Raw genomic sequence first — 15,934 nt, forward strand, 5'->3', positions numbered from 1 at the left:
GGCGACATTGAAACAACTCGCGGCGGCCATTAAAGCGCGTTGGGTCTGCGAGCAGGCTCATCAGCAGATGAAGGAAGAACTCGGCCTCGATCACTTCGAAGGCCGATCATGGCAAGGCCTCCATCGACACGCACTGATGACGATGATCGCTTATGCCTTCCTGCAGCATCAGCGCCTATCCAAGGCAAAGCGGGAAAAAAAGGAACAGGCCCGGCCCGCCTAAACCAACGCTGCCAGCTATCCGGCGCGCCGTCATAGCCGCGCTCTCAAACCACCATCCACCACAACGATGTCCACACTGCCGTATCAGGTTCCAAATGACCCCAAAATCAATTCTGCCAAAGTAGTGCTAGTCTTTACGCAGTATGTCGAATCTCACTGTGAAGGTCTTGAAACCGACGAACACGTAAATCTATTTCATTTTTTAGGGAACCAGGGATTGATCACTTTCAACCCGGCTGCCTCGAACGGACTGGAGTCGCGAGTTGCGACTGTGAAGCCATTGGCTGCTGCCGTGGCCGCAATATATCCATCAACCGTGCCGATCGCCTTCCCGGAGGCTCGAGCACGCGCCATCAAGTCCGAATAGAACTGCGAGGTGGCGACTTCGAAGGGCAGGATGCGCTCGGCGAAGTGTGGAAGCACTTCACTCTCTAGGCGATCACGCAGCGTCATCTGCCGCTTGCCGGTTGGCATAGCAGCAATGCCGAAACGAAGTTCAGCGATCGTTATGGCAGAAATGAACAGCGTCTCGATTGCTTGGGCGTCTAACCACGCGACCACGGTCTCATTTGGAGCGGGTTTCCATGGCTCCGATATTACGTTGGTGTCCAGTAAGATCATTCGAAAATCATCGGCTCAGCAGGCGTCTTATCGCGATTTTGCTGTAGGGCTTCAACGTCGCCGTTGGAAAGCTCAGCATCCCTACCTATAGCCGCAAGTAAAGAGCCGAGTTTCACGCGTTCAGATGGACGAACGGCGGCTTCAATAATATCACGAATCTCGGCCTCGGTGCTTCGGCCATGATGAGCTGCCCGCACCCGCAAGGCGCGATGCGTTTCATCAGACAGATTGCGAATGGTAACCGCAGGCATTGATATCAATCCTCTTAAAGAGATGACTCTGATATCAAAGTACGCACAATGAAGTCAATTTTCAAGAAGCTATTTTACAGCCCATTCAGATCCAATTGCATCGAGAGTGAAGGTCGATGCGGGACCACCATCTTATCTTTTCCAAACAGCCCGTGGCCAACTGGTCATGAACGAAGTCCATTGCCCACACATGGTTGGAATGGGTCGCCTCCGTGCGGCCCGCCCGAAGCTTCGCCTTGACGCGGCGCTTGGGAACCTTGTTACCAAGCTGGACGTCCATCTCCAGCCATCATGCTTGAGCAGAACGTGAACACGGCGATAGCCATAGCACACCCGCGTTTGGCAGATGTCCTTGATCCTCAGTTCAGTTCGACCTGCTCGCCGCGCCTGGACTTGTAGACATAAAGCGACCGATCGATCTTCAGCACCGAGCATGCACGCCGGATCGAGACCTTCCAGTCCGCCTTGATCGTGTCGACGAGCTTGCGCTTGCGGGCAGGCCTCAGAGCTTTTTTGATATCTTGCAGCATGGCCTTGTCCAACGACAGGTCGGCGAGGACCAGAGGCGGCTTGGAGCTGCTGACCTCCGCTTATTTAGAAAATCCGGATACCCAACGTTAAGCGGTTAACCCCCGATCCGTGACATCGCCGTGAACGCCGCTGATAGGATACTGATTGTCGTTATTTCGATATCGAACACATTAGGTTGGCCTAAAGTTCACGCTCTGCAAACACGATACGAATCGGTTGGACTGAGCATGAGAGCCTCGGAGTACAAGGCTGCGGTTGCCGTCACAGGTTTGAGTACCGCAGATATCGAAAAGCTGTTCGAAGTCGATCAGGCAACGCATCAAGCCTTGGCCTCCGGCGATCTAGAAGTTCCCCCAGCCGTTGCGCTTGGTCTGCTGCTCATGCTGGTGACGAGTACCAACGCAAAAAGCGCCCGCATTCTCGTGGCCGCCAATGCTCCTCCCTACAGGTCGGAAGCTGCCTAGCGACCCCGAAGGAGCCGGAGGAGTTTTTATCCGGCCAAGGTCGCCGTCTCCTTGTCACCCCGAAGCGGATGCTGTTCAGGACATACTATTGGTCTACACCGGGTGCCCGGACGGGCTGGACACTTTTCGAAAAAATATATGATTACTTAGCAAATCTCGGTGTCCAGCCGTCCACTAACCATATTGTTTTTGTTTATTTTCCACGGCCGGCTCTGGATGAAACGCATTCGGCGGACTGTGACACGAGCCTGCGTACCGTGGGAACCTGCGCTGGTCCCCCTTTTTGCGCCGGAAGCAGACATCTACGGATTGAGTTTCTTGACTCCGATGGGGGCTCCTAGCGAGGCGCAGTCGCCTTTATCCAGCCGGATTCAAAAACCGGAGGTATTCCGAGGTGGTTGAATTCTCGGATGTCAGCTTCAGTCCATTGTGGAAGAACTTCGATCCCGTCAGGTAAGTTGGGCAAACATTGGTGCGAGATTGGATATTTCGCGACAAGGGAAGCCGATCTATAAGGGCTTGTCGTTTGAGCGCTTCCACGAATTCCGGACGAAGTCCATCACCGCGCTCCGCGGCGAAGACATGAAGTGCCAGCATGGATGACATGTCGCGTTCCTCAATTGTAGGAACAGCATGGTCGGCCCGGAGGTCTCTGGAAGCCACCCGTTTCATGCGGCAGACTATCCTTTTCGAGGCATGCCTCAACGATATCGGGAAGGCGAGATTGTCGGAAATCTCGAAATGAGAGTGGCGCGGTTACCGACGTTGTGCCCGCTGGAAACGGCGTAAAGCGGTTGCGGCCTAAATACCCGCCGCGCCATCATCATTTGGGAGTGACGGACGGCTGCTCAGGGCCAGATAGGAGACACAAACTCCTCGATAGAGCGGATCGTTTCTCGTCATCGACTTCGCCCAGCCAAGCAGTACGTCGCCGGCATAAAACGGGCCGCCGATCGCCCAGCATCCCATACCGAGGCGGGGAATTTCGCGGCCGTCCCAGAGAGTCACCAGCGCTTCACGCCGCGCTCAATTCCTGACATATTTGCAGAGAGACAGCCAACCGTCATGGATATCGCGTCATGAACTTGCAAACACGTGGAAAAAGCAACACGCGCGCACCTACCGGGTCCGTTACAGGGCTTTGCTCTGCGTCCGCCACCATGTTTGCAGTGGGAATGGCGTTTCTGGGTTACTGGGGAGTGTATGAACAAGGGCGCTGGCATACAATCGATTATCTCGTGATGGTTGTAGCTATCATCGGATTTGCAGCACTTGGTTCCGTGCCTTGGATTGTGACCACACCTGTAGCGGAGGAGGATGCAGACAAAGTCGTCGACGCCAGGCGAGCGATGGCACTGGGGACGGCCCTAATCTGGATGGCCGTCTGTATTGCCCTATTTGCCTGAGTTGCCCTGCACGTGACCCCATACGACCACAAAATGGATCCATTTGAAGCGATAGCCCAGACCGACGTCCAAAAAATACCTGACGTTAAAGACTTTCACCCTGACCGCGCTGACGAGCCAAAATCGGTCAACGATATCGTCCAGCTGATGTTGGGCGACGTCTGGGAATGGGCCGGAACCTTCCGCACGACGGAGGGCAATATCGGCATTCAGGCATACCGCGTTGGTGTGGAGCTCGCCGGCCTGTTAAGAGACGTCCGCTATTGGATCGAGCATAAGACGGATGAAATTGCGATCAGGTTTCACCATCGCCTGGTCGCGATCCACCCATTTCCAAACGGAAATGGCCGTCACGCTCGCTTGGCTGCCGATCTTCTGATCGAACGCCTTGGCGGCGAGCGTTTCAGCTGGGGCGGCAGAACTCTGGCTGATGTCGGTGAGCTGCGCACTTGCTACGTCGCAGTCCTACGCGCAGCAGACAATCATGATATCGCACCGCTGCTGGAATTCGCGCGCACCTGACAGGCGCCCCCTATCAGGAGGGCCGACGCGACACGGTGTGGACCGTACCTTGCATGGCACGGTCGAGTATTTCCCGTGCGCGGATGAGGTCAGGTGTTTCAAAACCTTCGGAGAACCTCATGTAGATGGGCCTGATCAGATCACGGGCTCCTTCCGCATCGTCGCTTACGATCCGGATTTGAGCGAGCTGCAATGCTGCTCGCAATTCGTAAGGAAGTGCCGATTGTTTCCTCGCCACGGCCATTGATCTCTCGAGATATTCTTCAGCCGACTTAGGGTCGGGTGCTTCCCCTTGGAGGAATACCAGAGCTTTCGTCAGAAAAAGCGCCGGCAGGTGGATGACCATGTTAACTTCGGTATAGCTCGCGATAACCTCGTCGATGAGAATTAATGCTTCTGCGCGATGGTTTTGTTTTGCCATGCAGATGGCCAGTTCCGTGGCGAAATCTGAGACCAACATCTTGTATCGTCGAACTGTGAGCCTCTTGAGAGCCTCGCGCAAATACCTCATTCCCTCCGATGTGCGATCCGTGCGCAGCAAGTAAAGGCCCTTTAGTCCGTGAGCGACGGCACGATACGGACCGAAGAATGTTTTCCCGGAGATGTATTCGAATTTCGCGAGGTTGCGCTCCACCTGCGGCAAATCGTCGATCCAGAAATAGAGTGACATCATCATGCCGAGCGCGCTGATCAGTGTGATGGGATGCTCCGATTTGTCGGCCTCCTCAATGGTCGTTTCGGCGTAGCGAATCGCTTGGTCGATATTGCCCACCAACCAGTGCGAGCGAGTAAGGCACATGAGCGACTGGGATCGCGGGGCGAACATATACTGGCTGGCTATTGATGGTGCCTCGTCGGGCAGGTCGCGTAACGCCGCTTCGAGGTGTTTTTGCGCCAGCAGTTGGTCGCCGGATAGATAGTGAGCCGTTCCGAGCAGGCAATTGGCAATCGACGCATCGTCCCGCCTTCCGGTTTTCGCAGCGACGGCTTCGCCCCGGGAAGCGACGTCGCGAGCACCAGCCGCGTCGGTGAGGTGAAGAAAATACATCGAGAGACCGCTGAGCAGACACAATTGCTGAAGATCGTCGTCACAACGCTCGGCAAAACCAAGCGCTGTATAGAACGCAGTTCGGACCTTTTCGCTATCACCTTCGATTAACATCAACGCCAAGGCATACGACGCGTGAATTTCCATCTGATGGCGCAAGTCGCAGCCTGGGGAGATTCGCATCCAGAGGCAGGTCAAACGTAAGGCCGGGTTTCCCGAGCAGCGGTTGCTTCAAGACCTCGCCTCGGCCAAGTTTAGCGCGGCTCAGCATGGATGCTGCTGCACATGCTGAGGCAACCATTCATCCTTTGGGCACCACGTTCAAACGCACCCTGGCCGCGGACGGCATCCGCCCAAGCCAAGGTAACGCGATCGAGCGCACTGACTTTTGGTCAGAGAGGGGGACGCACTTGGAAAGCGCTTCAAGGTTGGACCTGCCGATCGGTCCTCTACGTCTCAAGCAGTTCGATCTTATGGCCCTCGGGGTCTCTGATGACACAACGGGTCCCCCAATCGGATTTAGAGGGTCGAGATATCATGTCCACGGTAGTACCCAGATCGCTCAAGACCGTTGAGATCGATGGAACGCGGAACCCTAGGCGGACTGCGGATGTGTCCAAGCTCTCCGAGCCTTTGGGATAGATTTCAAAAACCGAGCCTCCCGTGGTCGACGCGAGATGCTCGGGCCCCGAACCATGCCTCTCTATTTGGAACTCGAAACCCAGAGCTTTGTAGAATGCAGCCAAAGAACCGGGATCGCGTGCCCTAAGCACAACGAGATTCAAAGATGGAGCTTCTATTGGCATCACCCTACCTGGGAAGTTGGTATCTCTAGCCGGGCTTCCATTTCGTCGAATACGACGCGCATCTCAAGCCGACCACCCATCGCCGCCACGTGCTTGGCCAATGTCTCGAACTTGATGTTTTCCCGCTTCTCGATTCTGTTGACCGATGGCTGCTTGATTGAAAGGGCCTGAGCGAGTTCTACCTGGGACAAATTGTTGAGCTTCCGCATTTCCAGCAGAGTCAGGTAGCCTACCGACCCCGACTTTTCGAATTGCTTGAATAGCTGCTCCACCCGATTGGCAGCCTTTACTGCATTTCGGTAGACCTCATCGGGTCTCTGTCCGTAAGCGTCATCAGAAATGAAGACACCTAGTCCAGCATGCGGCCGGAAGGAGATTTGCGTAAAGAAATCGTTCTTCGAAATGTCCAGGAATGTCTCGCCATTGGGATCGTCTGGAGCGTCAACTTCCACACCGAACCCAAGCTCTTGAAGCCGAACACCGGTATCATTTAAAAGGTCAGTTGCTGTCATATTCCCAATCCTTCTCCATTCGCGCCCAGCTTTTCCAAAACAATAGTTCTCTTGGGACCTATCGTTTCAATCCTGATCGCGCCATTTGATCCGATGATTGTGTTGTGGGCTTTGGAACGATAGCGGATCGTACCCTGTTGACCCGGTACCCTCCTAGCGCTGTCCGGCTGTGGAGGGTACATTCGTCCATCCGTCTGAAAAGTCGCGGGGTTGGCTGCAATGCCCGAAAATTCGTCTTCAACGCCATCGAGAGTCTCGCAGATAAGTTCAAAAGCCTCATCATGTGTTCCTACTGCCGAAGCGGCGACAAGCCGCTCAACGAAGAGCGTAAAGCGCTCCTGCTTGGTCTTCATATAACACTCCAAAATATACTCTGCAAGGTATAATAAATTTTGATCGTTGGGCGCGGGTTTAGGACGGGCGGATACTCGGAATACGAATGGCGCTTAACCGAGGGCGAATGACAGCCGCAGACTGCAGCGCGCAGATAATGATCGACTCCCCTAAAGATTGTAAATGACCTGTCGGCCAAAACTGTTCTGAATTCTTTGGCCCAACGAGGAGTCTGCACTGTGAGCGACCTCACCGCCCACAATGGGGCGACCATCGCTTTCGACCTTGACGGGACCCTAGTCGAGTCGGCCCCCGACCTGATCGGAGCGGTGAACGCAATCCTGATCGCGGAGGGCTTCGAACCGCTGGCCTACAACGAGGGTCCCCCTTCATCAGCCGTGGTGCCCACTGGCTGCTGCAATGGGGTCTTGAGATCGCCGGAGAGCAAGAAGCAAACGCCCGTACCGCTCGCTGCCCTTGTCGGCCGCTTCATCAGCTACTATAGCGCCCATATCGCAGATGAGAGCCTGCCATTTCCGGGGTGATCGACGCCCTGAAAGCCCTGAGGGCAGGAGGTGCGAAGCAGGTAGTCTGCACCAATAAGCCGACCGACCTGTCGCTAAGTCTATTGACCAAGCTCGGCATGGCGGGACCGTTCGACGGCGTCGTGGGCATTGACGCCGTCACAGCGGCAAAGCCCAATGCCGCTCACCTGATCGAAGCTGTGAAGGCCGTAGGCGGCGATCTGGCGCGCAGCCCGCCGACCTTCCAGCAGCGTGTGATCGCAGATTTCCTCCAAGAGGTCTATTTCCCTGCGCATCTCCGCCGTCTGCGAGAACGGCTTCGTGCGTCGCGCGACATGTTGGGGGGGGTCCTGACGGAACGCATGGCCGAGCATATCGAGGTGCTGCTGCCGGATCAGGGGATCAATCTCATGATCAAAAGCACCGGCAGTTGGAGCAACGACACCGCCGTCTCCTCTGCGGCCTTGAAAAGAGGCGTTGTGGTCATGCCTCTCTCCCGGATGAATGTAGTCTCCACAGACACATCCAGATTGCTGCTCGGTTTTTCGGCGTTGCCGGAGCAGGAAGCAGACACTGGGACACGGCTTCTGGCGGGGGTATTCAGATGTAAAGAGTTTCACCAGGCCTAGACTATGACGTGAATGACCGCTTGTTGCGCGTTCAGGACATTATCCAGGTCAGCTCTCGGCGGCCCACCCGGGTAATCGCCGAAAATTCATTGGCTCAACTTCGATCCCGAACTGTTCTGCCCCAGCCGTGGTTCTGCTCCAGCCAGGAGCCGCTGAATGTTCGCGCGATGGCGCACGATCACGTACAGGCCACCTGCGACAACCAACAACCGATAGGGCATTGGATGCTCGAAGCAGAACACGAGCACGATGGCCGTCAAAGCGGCGAGTATCGAACTGAAGGATACAATGCGGGAGATGGCTAGAACGACTCCCCAAACCGCCGCTGTGCCTATTCCCACTGGCAACGAAATCGCCAACAGAACACCGAGTCCCGTGGCTGCGGATTTCCCGCCTGTGAACTGCAGCCAGATCGAACGGCCATGCCCCAGCAACACTGCTAGTCCCGATAGGCAAACCAACCAAGGCACCAAGCTTGGAATTTCGAATTCTTTTGGCCACACGACGGAATACCGCGTCAACAGCCACGGATACCACGATTGAGCAAAGACTATGGCGGCCACGCCTTTCATCACATCGGCAACAAGCACGAATAGCGCGGGCCACTTGCCGAGAGTGCGTAGCACATTCGTCGCTCCTGTGGATTTGGAGCCGTGCTCGCGGATGTCGATGCCTCTGACCAGTTTTCCTGCCAGGTAGCCAGTCGGTGTAGAACCGAGGAGATAGGCAACTAGCAATCCAACGGAACTTCCTATCCAAAACATCATAGAACCTACGTTTCCCAGGAGGCCGCCGAATTGGCAACTTCGATTTCGAGTTAGGAGAGGGGACTAGCCCGCTGATCGCGCTTGAGGCGATTGACGCCCGTGAGAAGTGAATTCCACCAGCAGGGATTTCAGTTCAACTTCTCGCACACGACGGGCTGCCTCGTCAGGGCTGACCCACGCCACGTCGGGCACCGTCGGCTTGTTGCCCATGACCTTTCCGCTCCGATACATGCCATGTTCATGGGAGAGCTCGCCAGTCAAGCCTTCTCTAGCTGGCCGCGAGGTTCTGCGGTGTCGACGAAACCATCCCACTTTCGGGTATCGCTGAGGCGCTTGGTCGCTTTAAAAAAAGGAAAGCGTGGCGCGGATATTGAGACCGATGGGAGGGCGCGGCGACCAGCGCCCTTCACGTTCAAACGCCGGCGTCGTCCCCACTGCTCCTCCGGCCCTTCCGAGAACGACTACGTCATCCTGACGGAGGAAGATCTCGACGCCGTACCGACCAGCACGCTGGCCTTTCATTTGACGGACGAGACGCTGCTCAATCGGCGTCTCCGCCGGTTTTGGGGAATAGCTGAGTGATATTCGATCCACCGGGCTCGGACTCGACCTTGGGCGTCAGCTTCTTTCTCCGCAACTGGCGCTCGCCGGCATTTTGCAGAATCGCAGCGAATCCTTCGCGCTGCCGGTAGTAGTCAGGCTTGTCAGGCAGTCGAACATCGAACTCCGCAAGCAACCGCTCGATGAGATCCATCGCCTTTGCCCCCAGGACCGCATAGCCCTCTTCCCGTCGTTCGAAGAAGCTGTCGAAGCCAGGCCTCGAGAGGTCGAGAACGTCCAAAGCGTTCGACAGGTTCGCCACGCGGTTAGATAACCACAAGATTTCTTCGAGGAGGTCTTCCCCAAGCACGCTCAGATCCTGGCCAGAAGGAAGGACCAAGGTTGGATCCGGAACGTGAAAGGCGAACTCGCCATCATTTATCGGATTAAACTCGGGGGTATCGTGAACTGCAGCATAGGAAGCGCCGACAAAATCATCCAAAGCCAAAACCGTCAGCATTGCCGCACGCCGCGCGTCGCCTTTCGACTTGCGAAAACGCTCAGCACTCGCCCACCGGAATGCGTTCGGTATGATCGTGCCGGCAGCAAAACAACCAGCACCGATCATTGCTCCCAACACCAAAATGCCTTGAGTTGTTTCGAAAAACTGCGTCAACACTCACCTCGTAGAGTTCGAAAAGCGGCTTTCATCGTCGTAGGCAAGAGGGAATCACTACCGACCTGTGCACTGTGGCGCGCTTGAGAGAGATTAGGAATTACTTTCCGGAAGATGAGATTGCGCCGGATGGGATTCAAGGGCGTTTGGAAATGACCTTGGGATCTAGCCCTCATCTCCACTGGTCGTGGACGCGCCTTCGTCGAGCAGTTTGCAGGTGGCCGTAGCGAATATTTCGAAGGCCCGAGGGTGATGTCGCGCCAAGGATTGGGCAGAGCAATCCTGAACTGGGTTTTCAGCATCGACCGAAAAGCAAAGCGTTTCAGATACTACTGCGATCGTTGCGCGGGATTGGACTCGCGGTTGGAGTCTTTGCCGGATCACGTGAGGTCGGTGTTCACCAGAGGGCCTAGCTGACGGCGTCTAGTCGCGCAGAGAACTGGTTCGCCAAATCCCCACAAACAGTTCAAGCCGGACGGCTTGTGAAGAAGATGGCCTGGATCTGCCTCTCAATGAAGGATTCATTCACTCCGAGCTCCACGCCCTTAGTCGCCTTTGGTCGACCCAGCATCCCATTGAGCCAGCACTCCCTCTTTTTTGCCACAAAGGCGAACGCTTTGCAGAAGTTGTCGCCGATGCAGGCAGTGAAACACCTCCGATACGTACTGTTGCGGATCTGCTTGTAGTCGCCGCCCGGAAGGTCCATTCCCGAAAACGACGTGACATCGGATCTTATGACGTCAGAGCCAAATCGTTCGTGGCGTCGAGACGCGGATCGCTTGCGAGGCCCTTCCCCTTCACCTCGATCCTCTGGCAGCCTTCAACGGCCAGGTCAGAAAGGACCTTGTCAGCCTTGTCTTCGGCAATTTTACCTTGCCCCCAACCCGAGCCCATCCGCTGCACCGAATGGGGCCGTTACGGATTCGAGTAGAGTAAGGTAATCACCCTCTGGTATTGCCGGGAGCATCAGCCCTGAACTACAGGGAGTTGCCGAGCCATGGAGGAGCGCAGCGGTGATAACCGAACTGATTGCTTGCGCCTCGTTGTGGCGGTTGACGGCGAACGCCATGGGCCTATCTCGCATTCATGGGTACGATTGACCGGCGGCGCGGAACCGTCTCCTCAAAGGTTCGATCGCTAAGGCTGTCTCTGCAGCGCCTTGAACGCGGCCGAGATCAGTGGGCAATGCGTTGGCAAGCGCTGCTGGCATTCATTGATCTCAGCATCCTAGCCTTCTTTATTCTTGGCCCCTATCTCCGGTCAGGTCCCTCCTACCTTATCATCGACTACACGGTCGCCGCCTGGGTTGGCGCAGAGCTACTCGCACGCGCCATCGCGGCTCCATCGATCCGGGCCTTTCTTAGAATGCCTCTGACGTGGATCGACATCGTCATTCTGGGGACGCTCTTGTTCCCGGACCTCTTATTCAACTTTGCCTTCTTGAGAGCCATGCGCATCTGGGCAATCGGGAAAAGCCCACTGCTGCGCGAGGGCCTGCGCCGTTTCGGAGCTGCGCATCTTCAGGATGTCGTCCGCGCCTGCCTGAATGTTCTGGTCTTTCTTTTCATGGTGACAGGATTCGTCTACACGACCTTCTTCTATGGTCAGGAAGGCGTGGAAGGTTTCGTTGATGCCCTCTATTTCACAGTGGCCACAATCACGACGACCGGCTTCGGCGATATCACGCTGCCCGGCACGCTCGGCAAACTGACATCTGTCGTGACAATGATCGTCGGGATTTCCCTCTTCGTAAGGCTCGCTCAGGCGATGGTCCGTCCTTACAAGGTAAAGTTTCCCTGTCCCGAGTGCGGATTGCAGAGACATGACGCCGATGCCGTACATTGCAAGGCGTGCGGTCACCTTCTCAACATCCCCGACGACGGCGATTGAGGGGCGTGCCGCAACGGTGTGGTTGAGGAGCGCTGTGCAGTCTTCCAAGGGGATTGCATCCCTCAGTCCATAAGACATTTCTTAAAGAGTCCACACTGGAGAGATGTCCGCTCTGCGCCGCCAGGAGCGGGAGTTACCCCCAAGCGTCCCGTATCTTGCGAGTTGACATCTCAGAGCACGAAATCTCCGGCTTGCAGCTCTATTCGAGCACATCCACGTCTACCTTCATCGCGGAACCCGGCTTTCTCCAGAACCCGGTCCGACGCCAGGTCTCCTGGTAGTGTCCAAGCCTCAATCCGATCCCCTGCCCCTTCTCTTCCTTTCGCTCGGAGGTGCCGGATAAAGGTTCCAAAAATGTCTAGGACGACTGAACCCGGCCCAGGGAGGCTTGATGATCGAGGTTGCCGTCGAGACGACCGCCGTCTCTCACGCTGAAATCCTTTGGCTGCTAGGTGCAACGGTATCGTCGTTGCAAAACAGCGTACGAACCAAAGCCGCAGCTATTGCTCGCCTTTATCTGACGTCCGACGGATTTGCGGCCGTCGTCGGGCAATTGCAGCGACCACTCCCAAGATACACATGCCAACTGGAGGCCACCACGCTGCATCATTCATTGTGTAGAGCGTGGCGCTACTGATGCCGCACCAGAGCGCAGGGCCGATGAACAAGATCGCGTCATACCGCTGGCGGGTTGCTGCTAGAAAACCGATCGTGGCGATCGCGGTCGGGTCAGGCATGATTCCAAATACCTCGGAACTAGCCACCCCCCTGCCCGCAACCAAACTCAGGCTTGGATACAACAGGATTGCGGCAGCCATCACGGCCACACCGGGAAGTCCGGTGGTCGATCCCTTTCTGTTTTTCGGGGGCATGACGTAGACGACGATGGTCAGGATCGATTGCGCAAGGAAGCCATACGCCGCATAGGTCGCGGCCCAGTTGATGATTGATAGATACGACCAAAGATAGGCCCAACCGACGAAGAACCAAAGCATGGCGAGAATGAGCGCAACGGCCCGTCGGTCGTCCGGCCGGCCGCGGATAACAAGACCGACGACGCCTGCACCTACCAACAGCATCAATAGGTGAAGTGGCCAAAGGCTGACATTGAAGCTCTCGATTTGCTTGAAATAAACGCGGGACGAGAACATCAGAAAATCCGACGGACGGTACGACCACCACTCCGTCATGCAGCATGCTCCTCCGTCGCACTGAGAGCCATTAAAGGCTTTCCACGTATTTGATGGTCCGCTTGCGCAGCTCCGGGTTCATCAACGCACCTGTTGCCGCATCCATATTTTCCCGAACGTGCTCCACGTTTGAGGTCGCGGGAATGGCGCAGGTGACAGCCGGGTGTGACACGATGAACTTCAGCAGCAGCTGTGGCCAACTCCTGGCCCCGGTTTCGGCAACCCAATCTGGCAATGGCTGGTCCGCTATTTCGGCGATCAGATCGCCCTGCCTAAACGGGCGGTTGGCGATGACGGCGATCTTACGCTCGGTGGCGAGCGGCAGAATGCGTTGTTCCACCTCACGGTCCAGAACGTTGTAGGAAATTTGTATGAAGTCGACCGGCCGCGACCTCATGATGGCCTCGATATCCGCGTGACGTCGCCCCTCCGACGTCGTGATGCCGACGTATTTCAGCTGGCCCGCAGCCTTCATTTCGAAAAGCGTCTGAAGATGTGCCTCCCATGACAGGAGGTTGTGAACCTGAAGCAGATCGAATTGCGGCACACCCCACAGGCGCTGTGACTGCTCGATCTGTTCGAGTCCCGAACGCGGATCGCTGATCCAGACCTTGTCGGCCGCGAAAAGCGACGGGGGGCGTGAGAGCTTACCCAACCCATACCCGATGGTTTCCTGTGCCGACCCATACATTGGTGACGAATCGATCAATCGGCCGCCAGCGGCGAAGAATACCTTGATGACGGTCGCACATTCGTTCCGAAGTTCCGCATCGTCGCCAACATTGAAAGTGATCCAGCTGCCCAACCCAACGACGGGAAGCAGCTCCCCGGATGATGGAATTGGTTTCGTGGCGATCGCAGGAGCCTGCGCAGAGCAAGGTTTTGGAACGGTCGCCAAGGCTCCCATTGACGCGATGAGGAAGAGCGCGTTGCGTCGACCGATCCCCGCTGGCATGACGGGCCTCCCTTTCGATGTTCACTCATTTCCGGGGTATCCAGCAACCGGCTAATCGTTGGAACCCGAAGATGGTCATCCCTAGCTCAATCTGAGTTTACGCCATTTTGCCGCGGAAGGTGAGATGTCGAACCTGCCTCGACAACCCCAGTGGCGAGACCTACGAAACTATTTCGGCTGCCGTTCCGTCGACGATTAAACGGTCCTTGCCCTTGAATGATCCTGCTGCGCTGCACATGTTTTGGCGATCGAGCTCAACTCGCACATTTATGTGGTTTCCCTGGGACGCGCTTCAGGCGAACGGAGAATGATTGCATGAATGGTAAGACCGCTTTGCTTCTGGTGAACCCCAACTCCAGGCGTGGCAAAGAGAGTCTGACTCAAGTCCGTGAACTGCTGACCCGCGCAGGGATCCGCTACATGGAGCTTCCCTCAGGAAGGAACCAGACGCCGTCGGAGGCCATCAAGGGGCGCGTCGGTCACGTAGACCTAGTGATTGTAGGTGGCGGGGATGGGAGCCTGAACACCGCTGCACAAGGTTTGCTAGACACCGGTCTGCCGCTCGGTGTCCTTCCTCTCGGCACTGCCAATGACTTCGCACGGACCATTGGGTTACCAACGGACTTGCCGGCGGCGATCGATGTCATCGCGAAAGGCAACACGACGCCCATCGATCTTGGCCAAGCGAATGGGCATCCGTTTTTCAATGTCGCCAGCATAGGCTTCAGCGCAGACCTCGCGATGTCTCTGACCGAAAAAGCCAAGAACCGTTGGGGCAAACTCGGTTACGGTATCGTGGCAGCAAGGCTGCTTGCCAACTCGCGTCTATTCACGGCGATATTGGAACATGATGGTCGCGTCGAGGAACTGCACACCATTCAGGTTGCCGTTGGCAATGGACGTTTCTACGGTGGAGGTATGACCGTTCAAGCCGCCGCAACAGCAACTGACGGCATGCTCGACTTTTATAGCCTCGAAGTAGATCATTGGTGGCGGCTTCTGGCATTGCTTCCCAGCCTTCGAAAGGGGACGCACGGCGAGTGGGACGACGTTCGTACTTTCTCCACCAAAGACCTCACAATTCGAACCCGCAGGCCCCGGGCGGTCAATCTCGACGGGGAGCTGAAAACCAGGACACCCGTGAAATTTACTATTCGGGAAAAGGCGATTTCTGTTTTCGTACCGTAGGGTCCCTCCTGCGTCTTGGCGACGGTGCTCTTGGCGTTTTAGGGCATCGCATAGCCTAATCAATCTCCCCGCCGCCATGCCAAGCCGTCATTTTGGCCGGGAAAGCTAACGAGGTCACTCTCAACCATGCCACTTGCAGGAATGTTGCGAGCTGCTGCTAAATCGATAGTCCACCAACTCTGTTCGTGTCGCAGCCAGACACCCGATGGCCGTGACATCCGTCGGCGCAGGCTGACATGGCACGCGCCAACGGCTGATAAAGGACCAAGCTATCGCGCAGAGCCAATACGACCAAGCGCAAGCCGCGCTCCGCACAGCGCAGGCTCAGGTGCAGGACGCACAGGCCCAAGTGAAAGTCTCGCGCGCGACGCCATCCGCACAGTCGATGTCGGTCAAGGCGCCCTGGAGGCTCAGGTCGAAGAAGCGCGAGCAGCATTGCGGCTCGCGCAGATCGATCTATCCCATACGGCCATCATAGCTCCAGAGGACGGTCAGGTCGGAGAGATCGTTGCAATTCGCTGTGATACAGAAATCGGGGGGAACGAGCGAGAAAAGCTGTGTGCCCGGCGCGACGAATTGGCCGAGCCGCACGCCTCTAAAACAAAAACGAAATGCATCGGTCCGATTTTCCAGAAAGACCATCGAAAACGACGGCGTTGATGGACGCCGCGGCAACTTCAAGAAACGCCACACCGTTTCCGTTGCTAACGAAATTGCGCGCGATAGGAACTGTGGCGGCGCGGCCGCCGCGCTTGGCCATCTCAGTTCAGGCGGGTCCAAGTCTGTGTCTTGCACAATACTCTCGTTGCGCAGCCCCGAAGTTTGAGGCTGTTTCCCGACACGATGAGCCTGCCGCTAT

General features: G+C 56.4%; 21 protein-coding genes and 4 pseudogenes. 9 read left to right on the forward strand and 16 right to left on the reverse strand.

Translation table 11 applies throughout. The features are described 5' to 3' along the window. A partial coding sequence (locus BSG20_RS32575) for a transposase (protein ID WP_177309917.1) occupies nt 1–223 on the forward strand: 223 nt, incomplete at its 5' end. 194 nt (nt 224–417) lie between these two features. On the opposite strand, the gene BSG20_RS32580 is transcribed toward BSG20_RS32575, so the two are convergent. The 3 genes and pseudogenes from BSG20_RS32580 to BSG20_RS38070 form a co-directional block, all read right to left on the reverse strand. Then, on the reverse strand, nt 418–843 hold the full coding sequence (locus BSG20_RS32580) for a type II toxin-antitoxin system VapC family toxin (RefSeq protein WP_072381839.1): 426 nt from the start codon (nt 841–843) through the stop codon (nt 418–420). Beyond that, nucleotides 840–1,094, reverse strand: a complete 255-nt coding sequence (locus BSG20_RS32585) for a FitA-like ribbon-helix-helix domain-containing protein (protein ID WP_037125573.1) — start codon at nt 1,092–1,094, stop codon at nt 840–842. The genes BSG20_RS32580 and BSG20_RS32585 overlap by 4 nt, the downstream gene beginning before the upstream one ends. Before the next feature lie 100 nt (nt 1,095–1,194). Next, a pseudogene (locus BSG20_RS38070) lies at nt 1,195–1,681 on the reverse strand (transposase family protein); the annotation flags it as partial. 171 nt (nt 1,682–1,852) lie between these two features. Between BSG20_RS38070 and BSG20_RS32600 the strand changes: the two are divergent. Further along, nucleotides 1,853–2,089 (forward strand): hypothetical protein, encoded by a 237-nt coding sequence (locus tag BSG20_RS32600; RefSeq protein WP_072381837.1) that lies wholly within the window; start codon nt 1,853–1,855, stop codon nt 2,087–2,089. A 357-nt stretch (nt 2,090–2,446) separates the two neighbouring features. Here BSG20_RS32600 and BSG20_RS32605 read toward each other — a convergent pair whose 3' ends face one another. Both BSG20_RS32605 and BSG20_RS32610 read right to left on the reverse strand, forming a co-directional pair. Then, nucleotides 2,447–2,761 (reverse strand): hypothetical protein, encoded by a 315-nt coding sequence (locus tag BSG20_RS32605; protein WP_143147583.1) that lies wholly within the window; start codon nt 2,759–2,761, stop codon nt 2,447–2,449. Between the two features lie 129 nt (nt 2,762–2,890). Beyond that, nucleotides 2,891–3,097: a hypothetical protein gene (locus BSG20_RS32610; protein WP_072381834.1), complete on the reverse strand. Its 207-nt coding sequence runs from the start codon at nt 3,095–3,097 to the stop codon at nt 2,891–2,893. A 71-nt stretch (nt 3,098–3,168) separates the two neighbouring features. Here BSG20_RS32610 and BSG20_RS32615 point away from each other — a divergent pair, with 71 nt between their 5' ends. Together BSG20_RS32615 and BSG20_RS32620 are read left to right on the forward strand one after the other, a co-directional pair. Beyond that, entirely contained in the window at nt 3,169–3,495 is a 327-nt protein-coding gene (locus BSG20_RS32615) for a hypothetical protein (protein ID WP_072381832.1), read from the forward strand. 138 nt (nt 3,496–3,633) lie between these two features. Next, nucleotides 3,634–4,017 (forward strand): annotated as a pseudogene (locus BSG20_RS32620) (mobile mystery protein B); the annotation flags it as partial. A gap of 13 nt (nt 4,018–4,030) precedes the next feature. Here the strand turns inward: BSG20_RS32620 and BSG20_RS32625 are convergent. The 4 genes from BSG20_RS32625 to BSG20_RS32640 all read right to left on the reverse strand — a co-directional run bounded on the left by BSG20_RS32625 (nt 4,031) and on the right by BSG20_RS32640 (nt 6,736). After that, complete coding sequence (locus BSG20_RS32625; protein WP_143147584.1) at nt 4,031–5,224, reverse strand: ATP-binding protein; 1,194 nt, start codon at nt 5,222–5,224, stop codon at nt 4,031–4,033. 290 nt (nt 5,225–5,514) lie between these two features. Then, nucleotides 5,515–5,871: a VOC family protein gene (locus BSG20_RS39060; protein WP_072381829.1), complete on the reverse strand. Its 357-nt coding sequence runs from the start codon at nt 5,869–5,871 to the stop codon at nt 5,515–5,517. Next, complete coding sequence (locus tag BSG20_RS32635) at nt 5,871–6,383, reverse strand: helix-turn-helix domain-containing protein (protein WP_072381827.1); 513 nt, start codon at nt 6,381–6,383, stop codon at nt 5,871–5,873. The genes BSG20_RS39060 and BSG20_RS32635 overlap by 1 nt, the downstream gene beginning before the upstream one ends. Continuing rightward, nucleotides 6,380–6,736: a hypothetical protein gene (locus tag BSG20_RS32640; protein ID WP_072381826.1), complete on the reverse strand. Its 357-nt coding sequence runs from the start codon at nt 6,734–6,736 to the stop codon at nt 6,380–6,382. Before BSG20_RS32640 ends, BSG20_RS32635 begins: the two co-directional genes overlap by 4 nt. 219 nt (nt 6,737–6,955) lie before the next feature. On the opposite strand from BSG20_RS32640, the gene BSG20_RS32645 reads away from it, so the two are divergent. Continuing rightward, nucleotides 6,956–7,261: an HAD family hydrolase gene (locus tag BSG20_RS32645; RefSeq protein ID WP_072381824.1), complete on the forward strand. Its 306-nt coding sequence runs from the start codon at nt 6,956–6,958 to the stop codon at nt 7,259–7,261. Next, complete coding sequence (locus tag BSG20_RS32650; protein ID WP_072381823.1) at nt 7,258–7,869, forward strand: HAD family hydrolase; 612 nt, start codon at nt 7,258–7,260, stop codon at nt 7,867–7,869. The genes BSG20_RS32645 and BSG20_RS32650 overlap by 4 nt, the downstream gene beginning before the upstream one ends. A gap of 86 nt (nt 7,870–7,955) precedes the next feature. Here BSG20_RS32650 and plsY read toward each other — a convergent pair whose 3' ends face one another. The 4 genes and pseudogenes from plsY to BSG20_RS32675 all read right to left on the reverse strand — a co-directional run bounded on the left by plsY (nt 7,956) and on the right by BSG20_RS32675 (nt 10,558). After that, nucleotides 7,956–8,636, reverse strand: coding sequence for a glycerol-3-phosphate 1-O-acyltransferase PlsY (gene plsY, locus BSG20_RS32655; RefSeq protein ID WP_072381821.1), 681 nt, complete (start codon nt 8,634–8,636; stop codon nt 7,956–7,958). A 63-nt stretch (nt 8,637–8,699) separates the two neighbouring features. Next, a pseudogene (locus BSG20_RS38075) lies at nt 8,700–8,813 on the reverse strand (NUDIX hydrolase); the annotation flags it as partial. Between the two features lie 364 nt (nt 8,814–9,177). Then, entirely contained in the window at nt 9,178–9,852 is a 675-nt protein-coding gene (locus BSG20_RS32665) for a hypothetical protein (protein ID WP_072381816.1), read from the reverse strand. Nucleotides 9,853–10,318: 466 nt separating this feature from the next. After that, nucleotides 10,319–10,558 carry a PAN domain-containing protein gene (locus tag BSG20_RS32675; RefSeq protein WP_083540041.1) on the reverse strand — a complete coding sequence of 80 codons (240 nt, stop codon included), beginning with the start codon at nt 10,556–10,558 and terminating at the stop codon, nt 10,319–10,321. Nucleotides 10,559–10,938: 380 nt separating this feature from the next. Between BSG20_RS32675 and BSG20_RS32680 the strand changes: the two genes are divergently transcribed. Next, nucleotides 10,939–11,742: a potassium channel family protein gene (locus BSG20_RS32680; RefSeq protein ID WP_072381813.1), complete on the forward strand. Its 804-nt coding sequence runs from the start codon at nt 10,939–10,941 to the stop codon at nt 11,740–11,742. Between the two features lie 500 nt (nt 11,743–12,242). Here BSG20_RS32680 and BSG20_RS32685 read toward each other — a convergent pair whose 3' ends face one another. Both BSG20_RS32685 and BSG20_RS32690 read right to left on the reverse strand, forming a co-directional pair. Then, the gene (locus BSG20_RS32685) at nt 12,243–12,932 is read right to left on the reverse strand and encodes a DUF6064 family protein (protein ID WP_072381811.1); all 690 of its coding nucleotides are present in this window, start codon (nt 12,930–12,932) and stop codon (nt 12,243–12,245) included. 31 nt (nt 12,933–12,963) lie between these two features. Continuing rightward, nucleotides 12,964–13,887, reverse strand: a complete 924-nt coding sequence (locus tag BSG20_RS32690; protein WP_083540040.1) for an aldo/keto reductase — start codon at nt 13,885–13,887, stop codon at nt 12,964–12,966. 315 nt (nt 13,888–14,202) lie between these two features. Here BSG20_RS32690 and BSG20_RS32695 point away from each other — a divergent pair, with 315 nt between their 5' ends. Then, nucleotides 14,203–15,075 (forward strand): lipid kinase, encoded by an 873-nt coding sequence (locus tag BSG20_RS32695; RefSeq protein ID WP_072381809.1) that lies wholly within the window; start codon nt 14,203–14,205, stop codon nt 15,073–15,075. A gap of 256 nt (nt 15,076–15,331) precedes the next feature. After that, the gene (locus tag BSG20_RS39200; protein WP_478013406.1) at nt 15,332–15,553 is read left to right on the forward strand and encodes a hypothetical protein; all 222 of its coding nucleotides are present in this window, start codon (nt 15,332–15,334) and stop codon (nt 15,551–15,553) included. 283 nt (nt 15,554–15,836) lie between these two features. Here BSG20_RS39200 and BSG20_RS39065 read toward each other — a convergent pair. Further along, nucleotides 15,837–15,934, reverse strand: a pseudogene (locus BSG20_RS39065) (DUF2147 domain-containing protein); the annotation flags it as partial.

Source organism: Rhizobium tibeticum (assembly GCF_900110205.1).
Classification (GTDB): domain Bacteria; phylum Pseudomonadota; class Alphaproteobacteria; order Rhizobiales; family Rhizobiaceae; genus Rhizobium; species Rhizobium tibeticum.

Bases quoted from the DNA above. Each gene is read 5' to 3' on its own strand.
- BSG20_RS32690 (WP_083540040.1), bottom strand. From the start codon at position 13,887: ATGCCAGCGGGGATCGGTCGACGCAACGCGCTCTTCCTCATCGCGTCA.
- BSG20_RS32675 (WP_083540041.1), bottom strand. From the start codon at position 10,558: ATGGACCTTCCGGGCGGCGACTACAAGCAGATCCGCAACAGTACGTAT.
- BSG20_RS32585 (WP_037125573.1), bottom strand. From the start codon at position 1,094: ATGCCTGCGGTTACCATTCGCAATCTGTCTGATGAAACGCATCGCGCC.
- plsY (WP_072381821.1), bottom strand. From the start codon at position 8,636: ATGATGTTTTGGATAGGAAGTTCCGTTGGATTGCTAGTTGCCTATCTC.
- BSG20_RS32685 (WP_072381811.1), bottom strand. From the start codon at position 12,932: ATGACGGAGTGGTGGTCGTACCGTCCGTCGGATTTTCTGATGTTCTCG.
- BSG20_RS32635 (WP_072381827.1), bottom strand. From the start codon at position 6,383: ATGACAGCAACTGACCTTTTAAATGATACCGGTGTTCGGCTTCAAGAG.
- BSG20_RS32680 (WP_072381813.1), top strand. From the start codon at position 10,939: ATGGGTACGATTGACCGGCGGCGCGGAACCGTCTCCTCAAAGGTTCGA.
- BSG20_RS32580 (WP_072381839.1), bottom strand. From the start codon at position 843: ATGATCTTACTGGACACCAACGTAATATCGGAGCCATGGAAACCCGCT.
- BSG20_RS32640 (WP_072381826.1), bottom strand. From the start codon at position 6,736: ATGAAGACCAAGCAGGAGCGCTTTACGCTCTTCGTTGAGCGGCTTGTC.
- BSG20_RS39060 (WP_072381829.1), bottom strand. From the start codon at position 5,871: ATGCCAATAGAAGCTCCATCTTTGAATCTCGTTGTGCTTAGGGCACGC.
- BSG20_RS32605 (WP_143147583.1), bottom strand. From the start codon at position 2,761: ATGAAACGGGTGGCTTCCAGAGACCTCCGGGCCGACCATGCTGTTCCT.
- BSG20_RS32600 (WP_072381837.1), top strand. From the start codon at position 1,853: ATGAGAGCCTCGGAGTACAAGGCTGCGGTTGCCGTCACAGGTTTGAGT.
- BSG20_RS32695 (WP_072381809.1), top strand. From the start codon at position 14,203: ATGAATGGTAAGACCGCTTTGCTTCTGGTGAACCCCAACTCCAGGCGT.
- BSG20_RS32615 (WP_072381832.1), top strand. From the start codon at position 3,169: ATGAACTTGCAAACACGTGGAAAAAGCAACACGCGCGCACCTACCGGG.